Raw genomic sequence first — 23,047 nt, forward strand, 5'->3', positions numbered from 1 at the left:
CTCTATTTAAACAACTGATCTAAAAAATACCCTACCTATTAATTAATAAATTAAATGCCGTCGATATGTTCGCGCAAACTTTTAAGGGCCAAATGCATGCGTTTTTCGATTGCTTTTACGCTCACACCTTCCAATTCGGCAATTTCTGCATATTTTTTTCCATCCACGCGGTTCAATAAAAATGTAGTGCGTTGGTTTTCCGGAAGGGCGTTCAATGCATTGTCCAATTTTTCCTTGTATTCTTTTTCTTCCATCAAGAACTCAGGGGATTCATTGGTGCGGTCGTTAACCAGGCTGCCGGCATGTTTTAACCTTACCTTTTCTGCTTTTATTACATTCAAATACAAATTGTTGGCAACGGTGTAAACGTAAGATTTAGCTTTGTCGGGGCTAACTTTGGCGCAGTTCTGCCAAAGTTTCACAAAAGCCTCTTGTACGGCATCGTGGGCCTTTTCCTCATTTCCGAACTTGTAGAAAATAAAATTAAAGACAGTACTGGAGTGTGTCTTAAAAACTTCACTAAAAATATGGTCTTCACAAACATTGTCCATAAACCCGAATTTGTTTACCCCTCCAAATATATTTGAAAAATTTTAAGGAAAAGTAGGGTTTTTTTTTAGAGTGTTGTTTCAATATTGAATTATAACCCCAAAAGTTCAGTTATTATGAAAAAGTTGATTAGCAATATATTGCGCGCAGCATTGGTTGTACTCGTTTTCAGTATGTCGGCATGCCAAGAAGAATATGAAGAAGTTGGCGGCGGCAACGAAGAACAAACTATAGCTGCTAACTCCTCAACGGCCATCTTGATCCAAAACACATCTTCCAATGATGGCTCCTACGACAATATCGTGGACGGTGCAAGCTGTTTCGCCGTTCAATTTCCGTATACCGTAAATGTAAATGGTGTAGAGGTCACCATAGATTCCAAGGAAGACCTTGAGGTTGTCGAAGAAATTTTTGATGAGCTTGATAGCGATCAGGACATTCTTGATATTATTTTTCCCATTGTGATTACCCTGTCGGATTTTAGTGAAATCAATATCGAAAGCCAAGATCAGTTGGAAGCGTTGGCCAGGGAATGTTTGGAAGGTGGTGACGACGATGATATCGAATGTATCGATTTCGTCTACCCGATCACTATGTTCAAGTTTGATTTGCAAAACCAGGTCACCGGAGAATTTCAAGTGGAGAGTGATAAAGAAATGAGAAGGTTTTTTGCTGATCTGGAGGACAATGAACTCATTAGTATCGAGTTTCCCATTACCCTTAAAAAATATGATGGAACAGAAGTTGTGATCAATGGCAACAGCGAATTGGCGGCCGCTTTGGAAATGGCCAAAAACGAGTGCGATGAAGATGACGACGATGATTATAACGATGATGATTTTACAGTAGAAGAATTGGACGAGCTATTGATGGAGTGTCCATTGCAGGTAAGGCAAGTGATCCGTAACGAAGTAGATAATACAGGCCAGTATATTGAGCGGTTGTTGACATTTAATGCGGATGGCACTGTGTATTTCTCAACTTCCACAACAGATCAGGTTATGGGTACATGGAGTACGAGCAATACAGATCAAGGCGTACAGCTTGATTTAAATTTTCAGGATTTCCCGGATTTTACTTCCGAATGGTACGTTTACGAACTGGAAGAAGGAGTCATCAAACTATATAAAGATGGCGGTAACAAAATCGTGCTCAAAAGGTTTTGTGAAGACGATGGCAACATAAATAGGGAAGCATTTCTAAATCTACTTTTGGAATGTGAGTGGATCATAAAAGAGGTGGAGAACCAAGGAGAAGATGTAGAAAGGTTGCTAGGGTACGAGTTCCAGTTCACGGCCGATGGAAGCGTATCTCTGGGCAATGGCGTTACAACCATGCAGGGAACTTGGCAAGTCGGATTCAATAGCGAATACAAACTATCCTTGATGATTTCGATCGGGGACGAGCCAGGAGTAAGTTTTGAGTGGCCAATCAGGGAAATGCTGGAAACCCGCTTGGAGTTCGAAATTGAAGAGACTGACCACGAAATGGTACTCCTACGGGTATGTGACGATAGTGCCAATGATGGAGATGTGGCCGAAATTAGAAACATAGCCATGGGCGGAACCTGGAATGTAGCTTTGTATCAAGAAGGGGAAACGGATTTGACCGCTACTTATGCCGAAATGGATTTTAATTTTTCCGCCGATCACCAAGTAGATGTGTCCATAAATGCCGATCCTATTGCCGAAGGACTATGGAGAATAGTTAGGGATTCCGAAGAAGGCTTAAAATTTTACCTCAACTTTGATTTCGAGTACGATTTGGGAGAATTGACCGAAGATTGGAAAGTTATTTCCATTACTTCAACCAGAATAGAACTAAAAGATGAGAGCGACGATGGTACAGTAGAAACCCTGGTTTTTGAAAAACCATAAGATTATCCCCAATCTTTTTTCCAAAAGAAGGACGGCTCACCCCAAAGCCGTCCTTTTTCTTTTATATTATTATTAAATTTGTGCCTCCTTTAAAACAAAGAACACATGTTCGATAATTTAAGTGAAAAATTAGATAAGGCATTACATGTCCTAAAGGGACACGGTCAGATTACGGAAATAAATGTTGCGGAGACCCTCAAAGAAGTCCGCAGGGCTTTGTTGGACGCCGATGTCAACTTTAAGATAGCAAAGGAATTTACCAATACCGTCAAGGAAAAAGCAATGGGTCAAAATGTATTGACCACGCTTCAGCCAGGGCAGCTTATGGTAAAATTGGTAAAGGATGAGCTTACCGAGCTTATGGGTGGAGATGCAGAGGAAATAGACCTTTCCGGTAACCCATCCGTAATTTTAATGTCCGGTCTGCAAGGTTCCGGTAAAACCACTTTTTCTGGAAAACTTGCCAATTATCTTAAAAACAAGAAAACCAAGAAGCCCCTTTTGGTAGCTTGTGATGTATATCGTCCGGCGGCGATAGATCAGTTGCACGTAGTGGGCGATCAAATTGGCGTGGAGGTGTATTCCGATCGCGATAACAATGACCCTGTGGCCATTGCCAAGGCAGGTATTGCACACGCCAAGAGCGTCGGGTGCAATGTGGTGATCATAGATACCGCAGGTCGATTGGCCGTGGATGAGCAGATGATGACGGAGATATCCAACATCCATAAAGCCATTCAACCCCAAGAAACATTGTTCGTAGTGGATTCCATGACGGGTCAGGATGCCGTAAATACCGCTAAGGCATTCAACGATGTGTTGAATTTTGATGGAGTTATCCTAACCAAGCTCGATGGTGATACCAGAGGTGGTGCTGCCATTTCCATTAAATCCGTGGTGGACAAGCCCATCAAGTTCATCGGTACTGGTGAAAAAATGGAAGCTATCGATGTGTTCCACCCATCACGTATGGCCGACCGTATCCTTGGTATGGGAGATGTTGTCTCCTTGGTGGAACGTGCCCAAGAGCAGTTCGATGAAGAACAGGCACGCAAGATCCAAAAGAAAATTGCCAAAAATAAGTTTGGATTCGACGATTTCTTAAGTCAGATCCAACAAATCAAGAAAATGGGGAACATGAAAGACCTTATGGGAATGATCCCAGGTGCCGGCAAAGCATTAAAAGGCCTAGATATTGATGATGACGCCTTTAAACATATCGAAGCCATCATTCATTCCATGACCCCCGATGAGCGATCCACACCTTCCAAACTGAACGCCAGTAGAAAAAAACGTATAGCCGCAGGTAGTGGTACTTCAATTCAAGAAGTAAACCAATTGCTAAAACAGTTCGATCAAATGAGCAAAATGATGAAGATGATGCAAGGCGGTGGAGGCAAAAAAATGATGCAGATGATGCAGAACATGCGCTAACCCCAATCAAAAGATAAAACCAACACAATCCATGAAGATCCTTGACGGAAAAAAAGTATCCAACCAGATAAAAGAAGAAATCACCGTTGAGGTGGCCAAAATGAAACAGCAAGGGGAAAAAGTCCCTCATTTGGCAGCCGTTTTGGTGGGTAACGATGGTGCTAGCCTAACCTATGTTGGGAGCAAGGTAAGATCCTGCAAAAAAATAGGGTTCGAATCCACATTGATACATTTGCCAGAAGAAACCACCGAAGAAGAATTGCTAAAGCAAGTAGATCAATTGAACAATGATCCAAATATCGACGGTTACATTGTGCAACTACCACTGCCCAAACATATTGATGAGGAAAAAGTTCTTATGGCCGTAGATCCGGATAAAGATGTGGATGGTTTTCATCCCACCAATTTTGGGAAAATGGCCTTGGACATGGAAACTTTTGTTTCGGCTACCCCATTCGGAATTATGGAGTTGTTGAAACGTTATCAGGTAGAAACCGAAGGCAAACATACCGTTGTAATCGGTAGAAGCCACATTGTAGGTAGGCCGATCAGTATTTTGATGAGCCAAAAAGGAAGTCCCGGAAATTCTACAGTGACCTTGGCCCACAGCAGGACCAAAAACCTAAAAGAGCTCACTCTACAGGCCGATATTGTAATTTCTGCCTTGGGTGTTCCAAAGTTTCTTAAGGCCGATATGGTAAAAGAGGGGGTTACCATTATCGACGTAGGGATTACCCGTGTTCCAGATAATACATACGAAAAAGGGTATTACATTACGGGAGATGTAGATTTTGAAAATGTCAGTAAAAAAGCATCCTATATTACCCCGGTACCCGGTGGCGTAGGTCCTATGACCATTGCAATGTTATTGAAAAACACATTGTTGGCAAGAGAGCGCCACAACGCCAAATAGGTCAGTCTGCGTTTTCCTGTTCCAATTGTAAAGCAGTTTGTTGCTCTTCCTCGGGGTTTATGATCTGAAAATCCGTATCGTCTTCATCATTGGTGCAACTGGACACGGCCATACCGGAAAAGATCAAGGTGATCAAGAGTAGAATTGTCTTCATAATTGTAGGATTTGGGCAAGGCATAAGGGCCTAATCATTGCATTTATAACGAATTACCTTGTAAATTCTTGTTTTTATCCCCAAATAATCGATAACTTACTTCTTGCAAAACCAATAATATGGCTCAATCGGTACGGAATAAAGCGGCATGGGTGGTCTTCGTTTTATTGGCCATTGGTATTGGTCTATACCCATTAATTTACCTATTTGCAACGGAGGAGTTTGGTATCCTAATGAACAAATCGGATGAGTTGATGTCCAGTACTTTATGGAATTTAGCCTTTTATGGACATATCAGTTTTGGGGGTTTGGCCTTGATGATCGGTTGGTTGCAATTTGTGAAAAAAATAAGGTCCAAACGATTGCTGGTACACCGCAATGTAGGTAAGGTTTATGTAGTCTCGGCAGTGGCAAGTGGTCTATGTGGTGTTTATCTTGGTTTTTTTGCCACAGGAGGTATAGTTTCTTCAATAGGGTTTATTTGTTTGGGCGTTATTTGGTTGTTTACGACCATAAGGGCCTATATTGCCGTTAAAAACAAAGATCTATCGCTACACCAAGGATTGATGATTTACAGCTACGCGGCATGTTTTGCTGCGGTCACTCTACGGATTTGGTTGCCTATCCTGACCTTGATTTTTGGAGAATTTGTATTGGCCTACAAAATAGTGGCTTGGTTGTGCTGGGTGCCCAATATGATTTTTGCCCATTTGTGGGTTCGTAAAAAAGGGTTGAACCTGGTATAGCTTATTTTGCAAACAATTGTCCTATATCCTTAAAGGCTTTAAATTCCAAGGCATTACCGGCAGGATCTAAAAAGAACATGGTGGCCTGTTCCCCGGGCTCACCCTTAAATCTAATGTAGGGCTCTATTACAAATTCGATTCCTTTTTCGATCAAACCTTTGGAAAATGTTTCAAAGGTATCCCAGGGCAATACAACACCGTAGTGGGGTACAGGAACATTTTTCCCGTCTACTGGGTTGGTGTGGGTCTTTTCGTCCGATTTAGGCTTGTAATGAATTACAAATTGGTGACCAAAAAAGTTGAAATCGACCCAATGTTCGGCACTTCGACCCTCTTCGCATCCAAGAACATCCCGGTAAAAAGTGCGGCATTCTTCCAAATTATGAACGGGTACGGCAACGTGAAAAGGTGAAATGCTTTGCATGGTCTCTATTTTTTATGAAAAATAGAACAACTTTTTTAACCCTCCAAAAATGAAATGATCTGGTCGTTTATATTGTCTTGGTGCATCGAATGGCCAAGCCCTTCTGTACTTATCAATTTGCTGTTTTTCCATTTTTCACTTACCGATACCGATGCATTGTAGGGTGCTATCTTGTCTAGTTTATCATGAAAAAGCAAACCTTTTTTACTGATGGACTGGGCAAATTCCGCTGTAGAAAATTGGTCGATTTTAAACCCAAAACGATTTTCGATATAATTGTCCAGATTCTTCATTACCCTATTGTTCAATTTTAACAAATCTTGAAAATGGTCGATAAAATCCTGGATCTGGGAAGGGGCTCCAATCGTGATTATCTTTTCAACGGAATCTTTGGGATTTTTATATTGGTTGTAAACAATGGTCATCCCGCCCATGGAGTGGCCGATAAGGTGCTTAGGGTCGTGTTTTAGCACCATGTAGTTTACCACTTCTTCATATAGTGGTACGTATAGATGTTTCCCGGAGGAGTACCCATGCGATGGAGCATCAAAAGCAATGATATTAAAACCGGCTTCCCGTAGTTTCTTAATAAGGTTGCGCCATCTATAGGTGTTGCTCTCCCATCCATGTACCAGCAAAACGGTTTCTTTGTTTCCGGGCCAATGGTAGGTCTGTATTTGATGTCCCACAACTTTTTCAATAGTAAACTTGGCCCCGTTCAAAAAATCGGCCTGTTCTGGTTTAACCCTTCCCTTTCTTGCTGTACTGAACGTATGAAAGGCACTTTGGGCCGCTTTTTTCGGAGCTATCCATGTATAGGCATTGTAGTACTGCCCATAGACCAATGGAATTATTTTGTTAAGTGCTTTTTTCATTTGGGGACAAGGATTTTGGGTCTATTCCCAACCCACCATCAAATATTTTATTTTAGCTTCATCGGGTATCTGTACCGCTTCAATATTGGAAGATGAGAAACGAAGGCCCTCGGGCAGTTCTTCTTTATCAATGGTAAAATAAAGATTGCTTCCTTTTGGAAAAACAACAATACTGTTCAATGTGGTCACAATTTTTTTGATATCGTAACTGTTTTGGATGTCCTTGAAGGTACTTTGCAAGCTTACACCTTTGTCCGAAACATACCTTGGGTCCATGATCCTTACGTTTTCAATTGTAGGGATACTATCGGAATTCGCCTTTAGGGTTAAAAGGTGTTTGCCGCCTTTTTCGTAAACCTCCATTTTTTTTGGTGATACCCCCAGGTTGATCTGTGTAGAATCGGCTACGACCGAATCTTGCACAAAAACAGTTTTTATGTCTGCCACTCTGGTAGTTTGGGTCAGCGGGCCTACACTGGTTTCGGTAATTAAAAACGTGGTGTCCTTTTTACAGGATTGTATTGCTGCAATGCCGCAAATTAGGGTCAATATGCTAATTGTTCTTTTCATTTGAATTATTATCGAATCACTTTTTTTAATACGCCCAAAACCCCCCGGATAAATGTTGCACTGGTCAAAACTTTGACCACAGGGTTCATTCTGGTGCTTCTTCGTGTTGAGGTTGTTCTGCGGGAAGTTTGTTTTATTTCTTTTTCTTTCTCTGCCTCCTTTTCAGCTTTTTCAATTTTTTCACTCAGGATTTCGTAAGCACTTTCCCTATCGATTTCCTCATTGTATTTTTTTATCAATTTGGAGGCGTCCAAAACCTCTTTGATCTCAGAATCGCTTAACACATCCATTCGACTCATAGGAGCACGCATCATGGTTGCTGCCAGTGGAGTGGGGCGTCCTTTTTCGTCCAAAGCGGAGATCAAGGCTTCCCCGGTTCCTAAAGAGGTAAGTACCTCGGCTGTGTCGTAAAACTCGGAAATGGGATAGTTCTGCGCCGTGAGCTTGATGGCTTTTCGGTCCTTGGCCGTAAAAGCACGTAGGGCATGTTGCACCTTTAATCCTAATTGTGCCAGTACGTCGTCCGGCACGTCGGTCGGGTTTTGGGTTACAAAATACAACCCTATTCCTTTGGAGCGAATTAGTTTTACAATACTTTCAATTTGATCTAAAAGCGCTTTGCTGGCATTGTCAAAAATAAGGTGTGCCTCGTCTATGAACAATATCAATTCGGGTCGGTCGCTATCGCCTTGCTCTGGGAAGGTGGCATAAATTTCCGCCAAAAGGCTCAACATAAAGGTTGAGAAGAGTTTGGGACGGTCCTGAATATCGGTCAAACGGATTATATTGATAAATCCTCGTCCGTTTTCATCAATACGGACCAAATCGTCCACTTCGAACGATTTTTCCCCGAAAAACAAATCGGCTCCCTGTTGTTCGAGCTCGATGATCTTTCTTAAAATAGTCCCTGTGGAACTTGTGGATATACGGCCATAAGCCGATTGAAACTCTTTTTTGCCCTCACCAGTTGCATATTGCAGTACCTTTTTAAAATCATTTAGGTCGAGCAAGGGTAATTTATTATCGTCACAATATTTAAATACTACGGCAACAATACCTTCTTGGGTTACTGTCAAATCCAAAATACGGGATAAAAGTACAGGGCCAAATTCGGAAACAGTGGCGCGCAGGCGTACCCCATCTTGTTCGGATAGTGACATAATCTCTACAGGAAAACCTTTGGGTTCGAATGGAAGCCCGATCTTTTCGTGCCGTTCATCAATTTTAGGATGGCCGGGGCTTGGTTGGGCGATACCGCTCAAATCTCCTTTTAGATCCATGAGCAAAACCGGGATTCCTTTGTCGGATAAATTCTCTGCAAGCACTTGTAGGGTCTTCGTCTTACCGGTTCCCGTTGCACCTGCGATGAGTCCGTGACGGTTCATCATTTTTAAAGGAATCTTTATATGTGCATCGGTGATGGTTTCACCATCCAACATACCGGCACCCATGGTAATGTAATCGCCTTTCATGGCGTATCCCTGTGCTATATGTTCAAAGAAATTTTCTTTATTGCCCATCGCTGTTCAATTTGCGATAAAAATAGGGTAATTTTAGGCAATACTAAAAACGAGATCATGAAACCTTTTCAGTACACCATCTTGGCAATTTTGTTGAGCGGCTTTGTTGCAACCACTTATGCACAGGAAACCACCGAACTTATTTTCCATAATTCGCACGAACCTAAAAAACAGAAAGCTCCCTTTAGCGACGTGGTTGAAGCTGGCAATATGTATTTTTTGGCCGGGCAGATTGGAATGGACCATACAACGCGTACCCTTGTTGATGGCGGTATCCAGGCCGAGACCAAACAAGCTATTGAAAATATAAAAGCGGTTCTTGAGCAGCACAATTTGACTTTGGACAATGTGGTGAAATGTACCGTGATCTTGGCAGATATTGATGATTTTGCGGCTTTTAACGAAATTTATGTCCAGTATTTTACCAAAAAGCCTGCTCGGACCACTTTTGCCGCGAAGGGCATTGCTGCCAACGGACAGATAGAAATCGATGTTATTGCCGTAAAATAGGTGAAACCGCCCAAGAGGATTATCTTTGCGGCATGGTAAAAGAAAATGTAATGGAATTGGTGGAGAAAGGTGCCATGTTGCCGCTCATGGAAGAATTCTATACCATTCAGGGTGAAGGATATCATAAAGGTACGGCCGCTTATTTTATAAGGGTGGGAGGTTGTGATGTGGGTTGTCATTGGTGCGATGTAAAGGAGAGCTGGAACGCGGAAACACATCCTCCTACACACATTGATAGCATAATAGCAAACGCCGAAAAGTACTCCGATACCATTGTGATTACAGGAGGTGAGCCCCTGACTTGGGATATGGGGCCATTGACCCATGGCCTAAAGGCCAAAAACATGAAGACACATATCGAGACTTCCGGGGCTTATCCTTTAACAGGGGTTTGGGATTGGATTTGTCTTTCGCCAAAAAAAAATAAGCTCCCTGTTGGGGATATTTCCAAAAAAGCACACGAACTAAAGGTAATTGTGTACAATAAACACGACTTTATATTTGCGGAAGAGCAAGCGGCACAAGTTGGGGAGAACTGTATTTTGTATTTACAGCCCGAGTGGAGCGTTAGGGATAAAATGGTGCCACAAATTGTGGATTATGTAATGAAGCACCCTAAATGGAAAGTATCTTTGCAGACCCACAAATATTTAAATATCCCTTAAATTTTTTTGGAAATTTATCGACCACCGTACTTTTGAAGGTCCAAAATGCATTCGGTATCAAAATCGGGAATAGTGGCCAATCCTTTGGAGGCGTTTTTCTCCATCTGTTTGAGCATGGAGCTCCCGAATTCCAATTCAGAACGCATTAAACAGCCTTCAACATTACAATGGTTGGTGCCTTCCTGATTCCCGTCCTCATTTTCCGTGGTTTCTTCGTGGTCGTTTACAGATTGTGTGGACAAGTTTACCAAACCGAACAAATGGCCAAATTCATGTAGTAAGGTAGCAGTCTCCACATCGGCTATGGTTACGAACGAGCTGCGGTTTGCAATATCCTCCACGGTGGATTGATAAATGACCATGGATGTATTTCGGTAGACGGCGCCAAGAGTGACCAATCCTTCATCTTCATCATCACTATCGGATGGTGCGTCGGCAAAATAGATATATACCGCAATGGCATTTTCGCTGTTGTACTGGGTCCTGTTTTTTTCCTCCAGGTCTACAACTTCATCTAGGGTAAGGGTTTCTTCGGATGGTGTGGAAAGTGAGGTAAACTTGAATTCTATATTCTCCTTAAAGGTTCTTTCCAATAAAAAGTCCTCAAAATTGGAAATGGCCTCAAATGTAGGCTCAAAACCGGCAACATATGCAATTTCGATTATAAGCTTGTCAAAATTTTCGTTGGATAATAGGTCTCTTGCCGACGCGCCCGTGGTCAATAGGTTCCCAGCTTTAAGATTGGTACTGGATTCGTTAGTGGTGTTTTCGTCCGAACTCTTGGAGCAGCTCGTTAATAATCCAACACAGAATAGGGCACAAAGAGCAATTTTTTTCATAACAAGAGAATTAGTATATCAACGTTCTAAATAGGAAACTATTACTTTTTTAACGTTAGTTTGGCCAAATAATCGTAGTGTTCCCCAGATAGTACAAGTTCACAATTAAGATTATTCGATTCACAGGCATTTTTTAGGGTATTGAAGTCTATATAGACCCAATCAAACTCATCGGTTTCCATTCCTTTATATTCCATCTTAAATTTTACTTCGCCATAGTAATCGCCATTGTCCGGAATCCAATAACCACCGTCATCATCCTGTTCGAACATGTAAATAATGTCGCTGGAATCGACCAAAACCTGACCATTGGGCATCAATAATGAGGCCAAATGCTTTAAAAAGTGACTTAAATTTTTCAATTTTCCGGCCAAACCGATTCCGTTCATCAATAATAGCAAGGTGTCGAAACGGGTATCCCTATACTCCAATATGCTGCCTAAAACCACAGATTTTATGCCACGCTCCTCGCATACCGCTATACATCCTTTGGAATTGTCCAAGGCTGTAACATCCAATCCCTTTTCTTGAAGATACAGGGAGTGGCTTCCGGCACCTGCACCAATATCCAGGACCTTTCCCCGTGCCAACTCAAGGGCCTTTTGTTCTATTTTGGGCATTTTATGGAAGCTGCGGAACAAATAGGGGACAGGGATAACATCCTCTTCATCTAAAGATGAAAAGGTTTTAATGTCTTCCGTATATAGGCCTTTTTGATAATCTAATACCGCCTTTCCAAAAGCATCTGCCATTTTGGGTGTTTTGTTTTTGCAAAGGTGGGACTTTAATTGCATTGAAAGGTTTAAAATAGATAAGTTTGTGCACTATGGACGAAATACTTAAGGAGTTGGCGCAACGGGCAAAGGAAAAACATGCCGAGAACAAAAAATTCTTTGCTAAACTAAAAAAGCGTCCTCCCAAAAACCTTGATTATACAATGCAGGATTTGCACGAGAGCGAATTCGAGCGTACCGACTGCCTTAATTGTGCCAATTGTTGCAAAACCACGGGTCCATTGTTTACCACTGCGGATATCGAGAGGATAGCAAAACATTTTAGGATGAAACCTTCACAATTCATAGATGAGTTTTTGCGAATGGATGAAGAGAACGATTATGTGCTGCAATCCGTACCCTGTACGTTTTTGGGTGCCGATAATTATTGCTCCATTTACGACGTTCGGCCCAAGGCATGTCGAGAGTTTCCGCATACGGACCGAAAAAAGTTCCAACAGATTGCCCATTTGACCCTGAAGAATGTGGCCATTTGCCCAGCGGCCTTCAATATTGTGGAAGAAATGAAAAAATCCATAAAATTTTGATGATTTGTTATATTTGAAGGAATGGAACAGATAATTTCTTATTTTGAAACGATTCCTTCGTGGCATCGAAGCCTAATTTTGGTAGGAGGAATCACTTTTTTTTGGATTTTGGAGGGTATTGTGCCCTTGTTCAACGCGCCTTACAAAAAATGGAAGCACTCCGTCCCCAATTTCTTTTTTACGATCACAACGATAATCGTGAACTTTCCTTTAGCGTTCTTGCTCCTAAAATCTTCGGACTGGGCTGTGGAGAATGGGTTCGGGATCATTAATTGGCTGCCCGAAATGCCGTTGTGGCTTTATGTGCTTTTAGGGGTAATGCTTCTGGATTTGATCGGGGCATATACAGCTCATTGGGTGGAGCACAAAGTAAAACCTTTATGGATGGTGCATTTGGTGCACCATTCCGACCACAATGTGGATACCACTACCGCCAACAGGCACCATCCATTGGAAAGTTTAATACGCTACGCTTTTACTTTGGCAGGTGTTTTAATCGTTGGTGCGCCCATAGGAATAATAATGCTGTACCAGAGTCTGTCGGTAATTTTTTCTCAATTTAACCATGCGAACATCGGATTGCCAAAAAAAGTGGACAAGGCTATCAGTTGGTTCATTGTAAGTCCGGACATGCACAAAGTGCATCATCACTACAAGTTGCCCTATACCGATTCCAATTACGGGAATATCTTTTCTATTTGGGACCGGTTGTTCGGTACCTATATGTATTTGGATGCAGAGGATATTGTTTACGGCGTGGATACATTTCCGGATGAAAAGGAGAACAGCAGCATCAAAGGCTTGCTAAAACAACCTTTCCATAAATATCGAAGGCCTACAACAGATGGGTAGTAAAGAATCGATCTTTAGATTTCGATTGCTCAAGAATTCCAAGATGTTATTCTTGTTTTTAAGCAGAATCCATTATCTATCTACATCATCATTGGAACTGATGATTTAAAATTCCGTAACAATCACTACCTTACTTCCCCAATCCAAACCTTTCTGAAATGAAAAACAGTTTTGTTGCGGCCTTACTTTTTGCCGCATTTGCCATCACTTTTAATGTCAACTCCCAAGAAATATATTTTCCAGAACGCTACGCAACGTGGAAAACAGCTGAGAATGGTCAATTTAAATTTGACAAAGCTGCTTTGAAAAAGGCGGTCGATTATGCCAAATCCAACGAATATTCCGGGTCCAGGGATTTGCGGGTCGCTATTTTGGAAGGGTTCAAGAGAGAGCCTTTTCATCAAATTTTGGGTCCGACCAAAAAACGTGGGGGACCTGCCGGATTGATTATGAAGAACGGCTATGTTTTGGCATCGTGGGGAGATACCAAACGTGTTGATATGACTTTTAGTGTTACCAAGAGCTTTCTGTCCACCGTTGCTGGTCTTGCCGAAGATCACGGATTGATCAACGACACCAAGGATAAAGTTGGCGACTATATCTGGGACGGCACTTTTGATGGCGAGCATAATTCCAAAATTACCTGGGAACACCTATTACAACAAAATTCCGATTGGTCGGGCGAGCTGTGGGGGGGAAAGGACTGGGCGGACCGTCCACCTAGCAAAGGAGGTCTTGACGATTGGAAGTACCGAACCCTTAACGAACCAGGAACCGTAATGGAATATAACGATGTTCGTGTGAACGTACTTGCCTATTCGCTCACCCATGTGTGGAGAAAACCTGTTCCCATGGTGCTCAAAGAAGAGGTGATGGATAAAATTGGAGCAACTACATCTTGGCGATGGTTCGGTTACGAAAATGCTTGGACCGTTATCGATGGTATTAAAATGAAATCCGTTACGGGAGGTGGACACTCAGGTGCAGGGCTTTTTATTTCTACCGAGGATATGGCCCGTTTTGGAATCCTATTCTTGAACAACGGGAAATGGCAAGATGAACAGATTATCAGTGAGGATTGGATCAAGAAAGCGACTATGCCTTCCGTGCCCAATGTGAATTATGGCTACATGTGGTGGTTAAACCAACAGGGTGATCGCCATTGGGATAGTGTTCCAGAACATGTGTTCTACGCTGCCGGTTTTGGGGGCAATTTTATTGTGGTGGATCAAAAAAGTGGTTTGGTGATCGTGACCCGTTGGCTGGAACCTTCAAAAATAGGGGAGTTTGTTAAGCAGGTTTACGGGGCTTTTTAAGTTTGAATGCCATTTCGTACTATACGGACTTATTCTTTTATTTTGAAGTTGCTGGACGCTTCACTCAGTCGAAATGACCTAGGTGGTGTATCAGTCCTTTCGAACGATATGAGATATCTTACCTTATGCAGAAACATTCTCTTTTGAAGGCGTAAACGGCTCCAACACCTTCAATGCCTTCTCCACACTTGTTATTTTATCAAAAACCAACAATAACCGGAGTCCATTTCGGGTCTGTTTTTCCTTGAGTTTTACCAATTGCGGATGTGTTTGAGCGTATTGCAATACTTTGGTGAATGTAGGACTTTGGTAAAAACTGGATTGTTGGTCGGCAATAAAGTAACCTATAAACTTGCCTTTTTTCATGATCACTTTTTCCAGTCCTATATGGGTGGCGATCCATTTTATACGAACGGAGTTCATCAAATCCACGGCAGGTTCCGGTAACTCCCCAAAACGATCTACTAGTTGTGCCTCGAATTTTTGTAGGCCTACTTCGTCCTCTACACTGTTTAGTTGGGTGTAAAGGTTCAGTCGTTCGGTTATGTTGTTTATGTAATCATCAGGGAAGAGCAATTCAAAATCGGTATCGAGCTGCATCTCTTTTACATATACTTTTTCTTTGTCGCCCTCTACTTCTTCATACAATTCTTTGAACTCATTCTCCTTAAGTTCATCTATGGCTTCCGACAATATTTTTTGATAGGTCTCGAAACCGATCTCATTTATGAAACCACTTTGCTCGCCTCCTAAAAGATCGCCCGCTCCTCGTATTTCCAAATCTTTCATGGCTATGTTAAAACCACTGCCCAAGTCGGTAAATTGTTCCAAAGCTTCGATTCGTTTCCTTGCTTCGGGGGTCATAACCTCGTAAGGCGGTGTAATAAAGTAACAGAAGGCTTTTTTGTTGCTTCTGCCTACACGCCCGCGCATTTGGTGTAGATCGCTCAACCCAAAATTATTGGCATTATGAATAAAAATGGTGTTGGCGTTGGTTACGTCCAATCCACTTTCTATAATCGTGGTGGACACCAATACATCGAACTCGCCGTTCATGAACGAAAGCATTAAGGATTCCAATTTTTTGCCTTCCATTTGACCATGTCCGATACCAATTTTTGCATCGGGTACCAAACGTTGGAGCATTCCGGCAACTTCTTTAATGTTCTCTATGCGGTTATGGATAAAAAATACTTGTCCGCCCCTTTGGATCTCGTAGGATACCGCATCGCGTATAACCTCTTCGTTTAAACGAATAACCTGACTTTCGATGGGGTAGCGGTTGGGCGGTGGCGTATTGATCACGGATAGGTCCCGAGCGGCCATCAAACTAAATTGAAGTGTTCTCGGAATAGGAGTGGCGGTTAATGTAAGCACATCCACATTTTCTTTTATGGAACGTAGCTTCTCTTTTACAGCAACCCCGAATTTTTGTTCCTCGTCCACGATCAACAATCCCAGATCTTTGAACTGCACGTTCTTGTTCACAAGTTGGTGGGTGCCTATAATGATATCTATTTTGCCCTCGGCCAAACGTTCCAGGACATCCTTTTTCTCCTTAGCGGTACGGAAGCGGTTGAGGTAATCGACCGATACGGGCATTTCTTTTAAGCGCTCCTTAAAGGTTCTGCTATGTTGAAAGGCCAAAATGGTAGTAGGTACCAAAACGGCGACCTGTTTGCCATTGTCCACGGCCTTGAATGCGGCACGAATGGCAACTTCGGTTTTTCCAAAACCTACATCACCACAGATCAAACGGTCCATGGGGCGTTCGCTTTCCATGTCCTTTTTTACATCTTGGGTGCTCTTTTCTTGGTCAGGGGTGTCTTCGTAAATAAAGGATGCCTCCAGTTCGTGCTGCAGATAGCTGTCCGGGGCATATTGGAACCCTTTTTCGAGTCTACGCTTAGCATAAACCTTAATAAGGTCGAAAGCAATTTTCTTAACCCTTGCCTTGGTCTTTTGTTTCAGTTTTTTCCAGGCAGCAGAACCCAGTTTGAATATTTTTGGTGGTGCACCGTCCTTACCGTTGTACTTGGATATTTTGTGCAATGAGTGAATGCTCACATATAAAATATCACGATCGCCATAAATAAGTTTAATGGCTTCCTGCTTTTTGCCCTCTACATCAATTTTTTGCAATCCTCCAAACTTGCCGATACCATGGTCAATATGGGTCACGTAATCCCCAATTTCGAGTTTGTTGAGCTCTTTTAAAGTAATGGCCTGTTTTTTTGCATAGCCATTTTTTAAATGGAACTTATGGTAACGCTCAAAAATTTGATGATCCGTGTAGCAGGCTATTTTCAGGTCTTGATCAATAAAACCTTGGTAGAGCGGGAATATTATGGTTTGATAATGGACGGTTTGGTCCACTTCATCAAAAATATCATGAAAACGCTTGGCCTGTTGTTCCGTGGAACAGAAAATATAATTGCTGTAACCCCCATCCCGATTATCGTTGAGATTTTCGATCAGCAGATCAAACTTTTTATTGAAGGAGGGTTGCGGTTTGGTATTGAATTGGATTATCGAAGCTGTCGTCCCGGGCGTAGCCGAACTAAGTTCTTTTGTCTGGTTCTCGACTGCCCCCGAACTTACGGAAGAATTGCCTATCTCAACACATAAATAATCCTCCAATTGTGCTTTTAATAAAATCGAATCTGCAAAAAGTTCTTTAGGTTTTGCGTGTTTGATCTCTTGGCTCAATTTGGCGAAACTTTCCTCCGCTTTTTCAAAAAGAGAATCGATTCGGTCGTAGATCAGTGCCAGGTTTTTGGCAAATACCACTGTGCTTGCCGAAACATATTTTAAAAAGCTTTCGCGTATCTCCTCGGTAAATTTGTTCTCTACATTGGGGATGATCGTGATTTTCTTCACTTTGTCCGTGGAGAGTTGTGTTTCTACATCAAAAGTTCGAATACTGTCCACTTCATCGCCAAAAAACTCTATACGATAAGGTTCGTCGTGCGAGAAGGAGAACACATCCACAATTCCGCCCCGAACGGAAAATTCTCCCGGTTCGGTAACAAAGTCCACTCGTTTAAACTGATATTCAAAAAGGACTTCGTTCAAGAAATCCAAAGAGATTTCGTCGCCAATTTTAATCTTTTGAGTGTTTTTGTCGAGTTCCTTTCGCGTAACCACTTTCTCAAATAGTGCATCGGGGTAGGTAACGATCACCGCAGGTTTTTTTCTGGAATTGATACGGTTTAGGACTTCGGCACGCAAAAGTACGTTGGCATTATCGGTTTCTTCTATTTGATATGGCCTGCGATAGCTTCCGGGGTAGAAAAGCACATCTTTTTCACCGATGAGCTGTTCCAGATCGTTTAAATAATAGGCGGCTTCTTCCTTGTCGTTCAAAATTAGGAGAAAAGGTAGGTCTGCCGATTTGAACGTGTCGGTTATCATAAAAGAAAGCGATGAGCCCACAAGTCCTTTTACATTGATTTTTTGTGATCTTGCAGAAGAGTTGCTTTGAGATTGGGCAATGGCGCTCCTCAGTTTCCCAAGTGCGGGAGACTGTTCGTATAATTGGGAAATCGGGGTTTTGGTCAATCCAAAAAACTTTGCGGCAAAGATAAATCGTGAAATCTTTTACAAGAAATGTTTTTTTGGATAAAATTTCAATTCAAAAAACTAATCATAGATCAAATACTTTGCCCTGATCTTTTTGAATTCTTTCAGATCATTCTGCCAAGTCGCCCGGATTTCTTCATTGGTCATACCTTCTTCAATCTGTTGTTGGAGCAAAGGCGTGCCGGCATGTTTGGTAAACCCATTGGTTAAAAAGAACTTTGATTTATCCAAGGTGTTGTTGTAGGCATCAATGATCCACTCCATGCTTACTTTGTTCATCCTTGGCGTTTTGGATAGATCTTTGCCGTAGCAGGTCTTGCCTTCTTCTTTAGGATATTTGGAGCCAAAATTAGGTTTGGGAACATAACTGAAATCGTAGGCCGTACTATCCATAAAGGATGCCCCATAGCGCTGAAATTGGGATTCGGTGCCCCTGCCTGCATTCACATTGGTGCCCTCAAAAAGTCCCAAGCTGGGGTATAATGTAATCGATGTATCGTTGGGCAAATTCGGGGAAGGTCGGATAGGCAAATGGTACTCCGAATCGTGTGTATAATTTTCGAGTTCTATAACTGTTAAGTCGGCTTTTATACCGTTTTCCATCCATTTTTCACCGTTCAGCATTAAGGCATATTCGCCCATCGTCATCCCGTACACCAACGGTATAGTGTTCATTCCCAAATATCCTGTGTGCTCCTTCATCATGGTGGGGCCATCCACATAATGTCCGTTGGGGTTGGGCCTATCCAACACAATTATAGGCTTGTTGTTTTCGGCACAAGCCTCCATTACCAATTCCAGTGTGGCGATGTAGGTGTAAAACCTGACCCCGACATCCTGAATGTCAAAAACCACAACATCGAGCTCTTCGAGTAGCTCTTTGGAAGGTTTTTTATTTTTGCCATAAAGGGAAATTAAAGGCAGTCCCGTTCGCGTATCCATACCGTCCTTCACGTGCTCTCCCGCATCTGCGGTACCTCGAAAACCGTGTTCCGGGGCAAATACTTTTTTAATATCGACACCTAGAGAAAGCAAAGAGTCCACCAAATGTGTGTAGCCTTTTTCTTTGAAAATAACGCTTGTTGGGTTGGCTACAATTCCTACTGATTTTTCTTTTAAAAGGGGAACATAAGCCTCGGTTCGGTTGGCGGCCACTTTTATGGACGGGGGAGTGGCTGTTTGTGCCTTGGTATCGGAATTGTCTTCTTTTTGTTGACCCTTGCATGCGGAAAGCATTAAAAACAACAATAAAAATGTACTTTTGAATCTAGATAAAATGGGCATTCGTTGAATTTAGAATTATTTATAGCCAAACGCCTTGTTACAGGGAAGGAGCATAAAATTAGTATTTCCGCCCCGATTATAAAAATTGCCATTGCGGCAATTGCCATCGGTGTTGTAATGATGTTGATTGCCATAGCGACAGGTGTGGGCCTTAAAAACAAGGTTCGAGAAAAGGTTGCAGCCTTTAACGGACATATCCAAATTTCCAATTTTGATAATAACAACTCCGAGGTTTCCTTGAAACCAATTTCCATTGATCAGGACTTTTATCCAGAGTTTTTGAACGTTGAGGGTATAAAGCACGTACAGGCCGTAGCCACCAAAGGAGGAATTATTAGAACTGCAGATACTTTTGAAGGGATGTTGGCCAAAGGGGTTGGGAGGGATTATGATTGGAGTACGTTCAAGGAATATCTGGTGGACGGTAGGTTGCCCGATTATAGCGATGAGTTGAACGAAGAGGTGTTGATCTCCAAATTAATGGCCAATAGGTTGCAACTAAAGACCGGTGATAGCTTTTTTTCCTTTTTTCTGAGGGATGGGGATGCCTCCAAGCCACCGAATAATAGACGGTTCGATATTGTGGGTGTTTATGACAGTGGTTTCGAGGAGTTTGATGAAACCTACGTGTTCGTGGATATCCGACATATCCAACGAATGAACAAATGGGAGGAAAATCAAATTGGAAACTTTGAGGTATTTATAGAGGATTTCGACCAACTTGAAGAAAAAAGTAACGAAATATATAACAAAACGATCTCTGTTTTGGATACCCAAAATATAAAGAACAAGTATTTCCGAATTTTTGAATGGATCGGACTTTTTGATTTCAATATTGCTTTGATCATTGGGATTATGATCATTGTGGGCGGTATAAATATGATTACCGCTTTACTGGTTTTGATTTTGGAACGTACCCAAATGATAGGAATTCTTAAAGCGTTGGGGTCGGCGAACTGGAGCATCCGAAAGGTATTTTTATATAACGCAGCCTATTTGATTGCCATTGGGCTATTTTGGGGTAACCTTATCGGATTGGGTGTTATTTTTCTTCAGGACAGGTATCGAATGTTCAAATTTCCAAACCCGCAAGAATATTATATTGAGTACATTCCCGTACATATGGATCTGTCCACAATTATATTTTTGAATATTGGGGTCATGGTACTTTGTTTGTTAATGCTTTTGATCCCATCGTACATTATCACAAAGATTACACCTGTAAAAGCCATCCAGTTCGAATAACCAAAAATTAAGAAGATGATTCAGCTAAAAAACAATACAAGCGAAATAAGCATAGATAAAGGAGAGTTGGTCGGTTACAAGGTTAACGGATTTGAATTTATCCATCAAAAAGGAAGCCCGGGTTGGAGTAGTTCGGATACCGAAATGTTCCCTATTATCGGGCCAGTTAACAAAGCCGGTTTTAGGGTTCAAACCCCAAAAGGCCCTGCTGTACAGGACCAACATGGTCATCTACGTCAAATGGAATACGAACTGGCAAACCATTCGGATACTACAGCCGTTTACGAAAAAAAGTATAAAGCGGGCACTGAAGTTTTCAATGCCAAGTTCCCGGAAAAATCCACTGAAGAAGCGTTGATCTGGCCATATGATTTTAAGTTTGAAAAATCGTTTGTGTTGCATGAGGATTCGTTGGAAATCGGTTTTAGAATTACCGGCGAGCAAGGAATGCCCTTTATGTTGGGGTATCATCCAACTTTTAAGTTGTATTCCAGTGCTCCCACCATTGTGACCAAAAACAGGGAAATAACCTTGGACGAAGTTTTGGCTGTTGGGAGTAGGGCACTGCAGGTAGCGGATTGTACCTCCATCACACTAAAGGATGAAAAGGAGATTACCATCGAGACCAAAGGTTTTGGAAATTTTATGTGCTGGACGGAAGTTCGGAATATGGTATGTATCGAGCCGATTTCGTTCTATCCTTACGCCGTGGAACAGTCCCATCTGCACAACGGATTTCAACTATTGGAAGACGAAGCTGTTTTTAATGTACTGTTAAAACCAAAAGCGTAACCTAACTGAATTTCTGCTGCAGTTCTTCCACTACTGATTCGGTTTTCAAGTTCTGTTGTTTTTTTTGCAACACCACAGGAGGTGATTGTCTTACATCACAATCTTTTATGGAACAACGCTCGCAAGTAACGCCAACATTGTAGGTTTTTATTTTGGGATCATCCAAAAACTTTACTTTCTTTTGGAGTTCTGTATTGATCAATAGTCCAAGACTTACACTCCTATATTCGTCTTTTTTAAATGGATCTGCCGTAGCACTGGAAAAAATAAGATAGGATAAACCGTCGTTTGGGTAATGGGAGATCTGAACATCCATGAGGTGCTCGGCCGATGTTTTTGAAATTTCCTGCAACACCCGGATAGAGACCCAACGGCGACAATATTTTTCGTTGGATTCGTTTCCGTGTGGTGAATGGTGGTGGGTAAGGTGCAGTTCTTTGGTAATATGGAATCGATTGCTTCCTTCTTTATGCCCCAACCGAAGAAAGAATAGGTTTTCCAGCTGGTAATCGTTGGGCAAGATGTTCGTCAGTCTCTGATAAAGTGATTCCGGTGACGCATTAAAACTGTTCTTGATTTCGGTAAGAAACGATTTGTCGAATTTTGGTTGGGCTAAAAAGGTCTCCAGATTTTGTTTGATCAAGTGCCTCGGGATGACCAGAGCTCCAGCAAAATAAGAAGCGTAAAAATTATTGAGCACTTGATCAAAATTGTTGAATTTGATCCAGGTAAATGTGTACAGTCGTTCTTCGATGTTTAAATAATTGTACCCGATTTCTTTGGCATAGATAAAAGCCCGTTGTGCCTCATCGATATGGTCCGCTACCAAAAGTGTTTTTGTTTTGGGGATAAAAATAGACCGTAGGTTGTCCAGTTCCTTATATCGGGTCAGTTCGTCATTATTAATGGAATAGCCATATTCCTCCACCAATATTTCTTCTAGTTCCGTTGATGTTGGTGACTTTTTAGAATTGACCTGATACGCTTTGATAAAATTCTCTGCCGCCTCCTCCAATTCGGGGAAAAAGTTATTGCTGGCCTCTTGGAAAGAACGCAAGGAGGCCAAGTAAAAACTTTCCTTGCCAAAGTTATAGTGTTTGGCAATCTCAATAATGGTGCTGATAAAAGCATTTACCTTGGTAGGGGCGTTGGCTACAATGTCAATAAGGTCACTTTCCTTGATCCCGAACAGTTCCAAGGGAAGTTCTTTCAAAACTTTGGACTTTAGCAATTCGCCGACCGGAGCTAGATTTTTGTCCAACTTAAGGGAAACCATATTATCGTAGGGAACTTCCAATTTTTCCGCCAGAAGGGCAATTTTATCCGTTTTGGGATACTTTTTCCCTTTTTCGATTTCGTTGAGGTAAGATTTGGAGAGTCCGGATAGTTTGGACAAACCAAACAACGAAAGTTTTCTTTTGGTCCGTATCTGCTTGAGCTTGAGCCCAAAAATCAGTTTAATATATTCTTCTTCCATTTTTCTCGATCAAAGATAGTTCTTTTTGCGAATATGATAAAAAAAGCGAATAAATTAAAATTAGCGAACGTTCGCTTGTTTTTTTCAAACGTTTGCGTTAAC

22 protein-coding genes are annotated in these 23,047 nt (G+C 41.8%); 11 read left to right on the top strand and 11 right to left on the bottom strand.

Features of this window, described 5'->3' with window-relative positions; all coding sequences use genetic code 11:
- Positions 1-50: 50 nt before the first annotated feature.
- Complete coding sequence (locus tag ACXAFK_RS05065) at positions 51-551, bottom strand: RNA polymerase sigma factor (protein WP_474957005.1); 501 nt, start codon at positions 549-551, stop codon at positions 51-53.
- A 114-nt stretch (positions 552-665) separates the two neighbouring features.
- Between ACXAFK_RS05065 and ACXAFK_RS05070 the strand changes: the two genes are divergently transcribed.
- From ACXAFK_RS05070 to folD, 3 genes are all read left to right on the top strand, one after another.
- Positions 666-2,426 (top strand): hypothetical protein, encoded by a 1,761-nt coding sequence (locus ACXAFK_RS05070; protein ID WP_293293938.1) that lies wholly within the window; start codon positions 666-668, stop codon positions 2,424-2,426.
- 105 nt (positions 2,427-2,531) lie between these two features.
- Entirely contained in the window at positions 2,532-3,860 is a 1,329-nt protein-coding gene (gene ffh / locus ACXAFK_RS05075; RefSeq protein WP_224837462.1) for a signal recognition particle protein, read from the top strand.
- 31 nt (positions 3,861-3,891) lie between these two features.
- Positions 3,892-4,773 carry a bifunctional methylenetetrahydrofolate dehydrogenase/methenyltetrahydrofolate cyclohydrolase FolD gene (gene folD / locus ACXAFK_RS05080; protein WP_293293941.1) on the top strand — a complete coding sequence of 294 codons (882 nt, stop codon included), beginning with the start codon at positions 3,892-3,894 and terminating at the stop codon, positions 4,771-4,773.
- 1 nt (position 4,774) lies between these two features.
- On the opposite strand, the gene ACXAFK_RS05085 is transcribed toward folD, so the two are convergent.
- Positions 4,775-4,927: a hypothetical protein gene (locus tag ACXAFK_RS05085; protein ID WP_224837464.1), complete on the bottom strand. Its 153-nt coding sequence runs from the start codon at positions 4,925-4,927 to the stop codon at positions 4,775-4,777.
- Between the two features lie 119 nt (positions 4,928-5,046).
- On the opposite strand from ACXAFK_RS05085, the gene ACXAFK_RS05090 reads away from it, so the two are divergent.
- Positions 5,047-5,673 carry a DUF2306 domain-containing protein gene (locus ACXAFK_RS05090; protein ID WP_474957006.1) on the top strand — a complete coding sequence of 209 codons (627 nt, stop codon included), beginning with the start codon at positions 5,047-5,049 and terminating at the stop codon, positions 5,671-5,673.
- 1 nt (position 5,674) lies between these two features.
- Here ACXAFK_RS05090 and ACXAFK_RS05095 read toward each other — a convergent pair whose 3' ends face one another.
- From ACXAFK_RS05095 to ACXAFK_RS05110, 4 genes are read right to left on the bottom strand one after another with little or no spacing between them, the layout of a single operon-like run.
- The gene (locus tag ACXAFK_RS05095) at positions 5,675-6,097 is read right to left on the bottom strand and encodes a VOC family protein (protein ID WP_474957007.1); all 423 of its coding nucleotides are present in this window, start codon (positions 6,095-6,097) and stop codon (positions 5,675-5,677) included.
- 35 nt (positions 6,098-6,132) lie between these two features.
- Positions 6,133-6,972, bottom strand: coding sequence for an alpha/beta hydrolase (locus ACXAFK_RS05100; protein ID WP_474957008.1), 840 nt, complete (start codon positions 6,970-6,972; stop codon positions 6,133-6,135).
- 21 nt (positions 6,973-6,993) lie between these two features.
- Positions 6,994-7,542 carry a hypothetical protein gene (locus ACXAFK_RS05105; RefSeq protein ID WP_474957009.1) on the bottom strand — a complete coding sequence of 183 codons (549 nt, stop codon included), beginning with the start codon at positions 7,540-7,542 and terminating at the stop codon, positions 6,994-6,996.
- 8 nt (positions 7,543-7,550) lie between these two features.
- The gene (locus ACXAFK_RS05110; protein ID WP_224837469.1) at positions 7,551-9,062 is read right to left on the bottom strand and encodes a helicase HerA-like domain-containing protein; all 1,512 of its coding nucleotides are present in this window, start codon (positions 9,060-9,062) and stop codon (positions 7,551-7,553) included.
- A 57-nt stretch (positions 9,063-9,119) separates the two neighbouring features.
- Between ACXAFK_RS05110 and ACXAFK_RS05115 the strand changes: the two genes are divergently transcribed.
- On the top strand, positions 9,120-9,572 hold the full coding sequence (locus ACXAFK_RS05115) for a RidA family protein (RefSeq protein ID WP_474957010.1): 453 nt from the start codon (positions 9,120-9,122) through the stop codon (positions 9,570-9,572).
- A 32-nt stretch (positions 9,573-9,604) separates the two neighbouring features.
- A complete protein-coding gene (locus tag ACXAFK_RS05120) occupies positions 9,605-10,237 on the top strand; it encodes a 7-carboxy-7-deazaguanine synthase QueE (RefSeq protein WP_338196458.1) in 633 nt (210 codons plus the stop codon).
- A gap of 14 nt (positions 10,238-10,251) precedes the next feature.
- Here ACXAFK_RS05120 and ACXAFK_RS05125 read toward each other — a convergent pair whose 3' ends face one another.
- Both ACXAFK_RS05125 and ACXAFK_RS05130 read right to left on the bottom strand, forming a co-directional pair.
- Positions 10,252-11,076 carry a hypothetical protein gene (locus ACXAFK_RS05125; RefSeq protein WP_474957011.1) on the bottom strand — a complete coding sequence of 275 codons (825 nt, stop codon included), beginning with the start codon at positions 11,074-11,076 and terminating at the stop codon, positions 10,252-10,254.
- Between the two features lie 41 nt (positions 11,077-11,117).
- Complete coding sequence (locus ACXAFK_RS05130) at positions 11,118-11,828, bottom strand: class I SAM-dependent methyltransferase (protein WP_474957012.1); 711 nt, start codon at positions 11,826-11,828, stop codon at positions 11,118-11,120.
- Between the two features lie 74 nt (positions 11,829-11,902).
- On the opposite strand from ACXAFK_RS05130, the gene ACXAFK_RS05135 reads away from it, so the two are divergent.
- From ACXAFK_RS05135 to ACXAFK_RS05145, 3 genes are all read left to right on the top strand, one after another.
- A complete protein-coding gene (locus ACXAFK_RS05135) occupies positions 11,903-12,397 on the top strand; it encodes a YkgJ family cysteine cluster protein (protein ID WP_224837474.1) in 495 nt (164 codons plus the stop codon).
- A 21-nt stretch (positions 12,398-12,418) separates the two neighbouring features.
- Positions 12,419-13,249 carry a sterol desaturase family protein gene (locus ACXAFK_RS05140; protein ID WP_474957013.1) on the top strand — a complete coding sequence of 277 codons (831 nt, stop codon included), beginning with the start codon at positions 12,419-12,421 and terminating at the stop codon, positions 13,247-13,249.
- A 158-nt stretch (positions 13,250-13,407) separates the two neighbouring features.
- Positions 13,408-14,565: a serine hydrolase domain-containing protein gene (locus tag ACXAFK_RS05145; RefSeq protein WP_474957014.1), complete on the top strand. Its 1,158-nt coding sequence runs from the start codon at positions 13,408-13,410 to the stop codon at positions 14,563-14,565.
- Between the two features lie 123 nt (positions 14,566-14,688).
- On the opposite strand, the gene mfd is transcribed toward ACXAFK_RS05145, so the two are convergent.
- The gene (gene mfd, locus ACXAFK_RS05150) at positions 14,689-18,126 is read right to left on the bottom strand and encodes a transcription-repair coupling factor (protein WP_474957015.1); all 3,438 of its coding nucleotides are present in this window, start codon (positions 18,124-18,126) and stop codon (positions 14,689-14,691) included.
- Positions 18,127-18,207: 81 nt separating this feature from the next.
- The gene (locus tag ACXAFK_RS05155) at positions 18,208-19,431 is read right to left on the bottom strand and encodes an exo-beta-N-acetylmuramidase NamZ family protein (RefSeq protein ID WP_474957016.1); all 1,224 of its coding nucleotides are present in this window, start codon (positions 19,429-19,431) and stop codon (positions 18,208-18,210) included.
- A 3-nt stretch (positions 19,432-19,434) separates the two neighbouring features.
- On the opposite strand from ACXAFK_RS05155, the gene ACXAFK_RS05160 reads away from it, so the two are divergent.
- Together ACXAFK_RS05160 and ACXAFK_RS05165 are read left to right on the top strand one after the other, a co-directional pair.
- Positions 19,435-20,676, top strand: a complete 1,242-nt coding sequence (locus ACXAFK_RS05160) for an ABC transporter permease (protein WP_474957017.1) — start codon at positions 19,435-19,437, stop codon at positions 20,674-20,676.
- 15 nt (positions 20,677-20,691) lie between these two features.
- Positions 20,692-21,468, top strand: a complete 777-nt coding sequence (locus ACXAFK_RS05165; protein WP_474957018.1) for an aldose epimerase family protein — start codon at positions 20,692-20,694, stop codon at positions 21,466-21,468.
- Position 21,469: 1 nt separating this feature from the next.
- Here ACXAFK_RS05165 and ACXAFK_RS05170 read toward each other — a convergent pair whose 3' ends face one another.
- Positions 21,470-22,945 carry a helix-turn-helix domain-containing protein gene (locus ACXAFK_RS05170; protein WP_474957019.1) on the bottom strand — a complete coding sequence of 492 codons (1,476 nt, stop codon included), beginning with the start codon at positions 22,943-22,945 and terminating at the stop codon, positions 21,470-21,472.
- Between the last annotated feature and the right edge of the window lie 102 nt (positions 22,946-23,047).

The sequence above is a fragment of the Flagellimonas sp. ABD4_174 genome, from assembly GCF_056160185.1.

What these genes read in the sequence shown, in the direction of transcription:
- ACXAFK_RS05115 (WP_474957010.1), top strand. Translation starts at nt 9,120, where the DNA reads ATGAAACCTTTTCAGTACACCATCTTGGCAATTTTGTTGAGCGGCTTT.
- ACXAFK_RS05145 (WP_474957014.1), top strand. Translation starts at nt 13,408, where the DNA reads ATGAAAAACAGTTTTGTTGCGGCCTTACTTTTTGCCGCATTTGCCATC.
- ACXAFK_RS05090 (WP_474957006.1), top strand. Translation starts at nt 5,047, where the DNA reads ATGGCTCAATCGGTACGGAATAAAGCGGCATGGGTGGTCTTCGTTTTA.
- ACXAFK_RS05140 (WP_474957013.1), top strand. Translation starts at nt 12,419, where the DNA reads ATGGAACAGATAATTTCTTATTTTGAAACGATTCCTTCGTGGCATCGA.
- ACXAFK_RS05165 (WP_474957018.1), top strand. Translation starts at nt 20,692, where the DNA reads ATGATTCAGCTAAAAAACAATACAAGCGAAATAAGCATAGATAAAGGA.
- ACXAFK_RS05100 (WP_474957008.1), bottom strand. Translation starts at nt 6,972, where the DNA reads ATGAAAAAAGCACTTAACAAAATAATTCCATTGGTCTATGGGCAGTAC.
- ACXAFK_RS05155 (WP_474957016.1), bottom strand. Translation starts at nt 19,431, where the DNA reads ATGCCCATTTTATCTAGATTCAAAAGTACATTTTTATTGTTGTTTTTA.
- ACXAFK_RS05120 (WP_338196458.1), top strand. Translation starts at nt 9,605, where the DNA reads ATGGTAAAAGAAAATGTAATGGAATTGGTGGAGAAAGGTGCCATGTTG.
- ACXAFK_RS05095 (WP_474957007.1), bottom strand. Translation starts at nt 6,097, where the DNA reads ATGCAAAGCATTTCACCTTTTCACGTTGCCGTACCCGTTCATAATTTG.
- ACXAFK_RS05130 (WP_474957012.1), bottom strand. Translation starts at nt 11,828, where the DNA reads ATGGCAGATGCTTTTGGAAAGGCGGTATTAGATTATCAAAAAGGCCTA.
- ACXAFK_RS05070 (WP_293293938.1), top strand. Translation starts at nt 666, where the DNA reads ATGAAAAAGTTGATTAGCAATATATTGCGCGCAGCATTGGTTGTACTC.
- ACXAFK_RS05085 (WP_224837464.1), bottom strand. Translation starts at nt 4,927, where the DNA reads ATGAAGACAATTCTACTCTTGATCACCTTGATCTTTTCCGGTATGGCC.
- folD (WP_293293941.1), top strand. Translation starts at nt 3,892, where the DNA reads ATGAAGATCCTTGACGGAAAAAAAGTATCCAACCAGATAAAAGAAGAA.
- ACXAFK_RS05065 (WP_474957005.1), bottom strand. Translation starts at nt 551, where the DNA reads ATGGACAATGTTTGTGAAGACCATATTTTTAGTGAAGTTTTTAAGACA.
- ACXAFK_RS05110 (WP_224837469.1), bottom strand. Translation starts at nt 9,062, where the DNA reads ATGGGCAATAAAGAAAATTTCTTTGAACATATAGCACAGGGATACGCC.
- ACXAFK_RS05135 (WP_224837474.1), top strand. Translation starts at nt 11,903, where the DNA reads ATGGACGAAATACTTAAGGAGTTGGCGCAACGGGCAAAGGAAAAACAT.
- ACXAFK_RS05170 (WP_474957019.1), bottom strand. Translation starts at nt 22,945, where the DNA reads ATGGAAGAAGAATATATTAAACTGATTTTTGGGCTCAAGCTCAAGCAG.
- ACXAFK_RS05105 (WP_474957009.1), bottom strand. Translation starts at nt 7,542, where the DNA reads ATGAAAAGAACAATTAGCATATTGACCCTAATTTGCGGCATTGCAGCA.
- ffh (WP_224837462.1), top strand. Translation starts at nt 2,532, where the DNA reads ATGTTCGATAATTTAAGTGAAAAATTAGATAAGGCATTACATGTCCTA.
- ACXAFK_RS05125 (WP_474957011.1), bottom strand. Translation starts at nt 11,076, where the DNA reads ATGAAAAAAATTGCTCTTTGTGCCCTATTCTGTGTTGGATTATTAACG.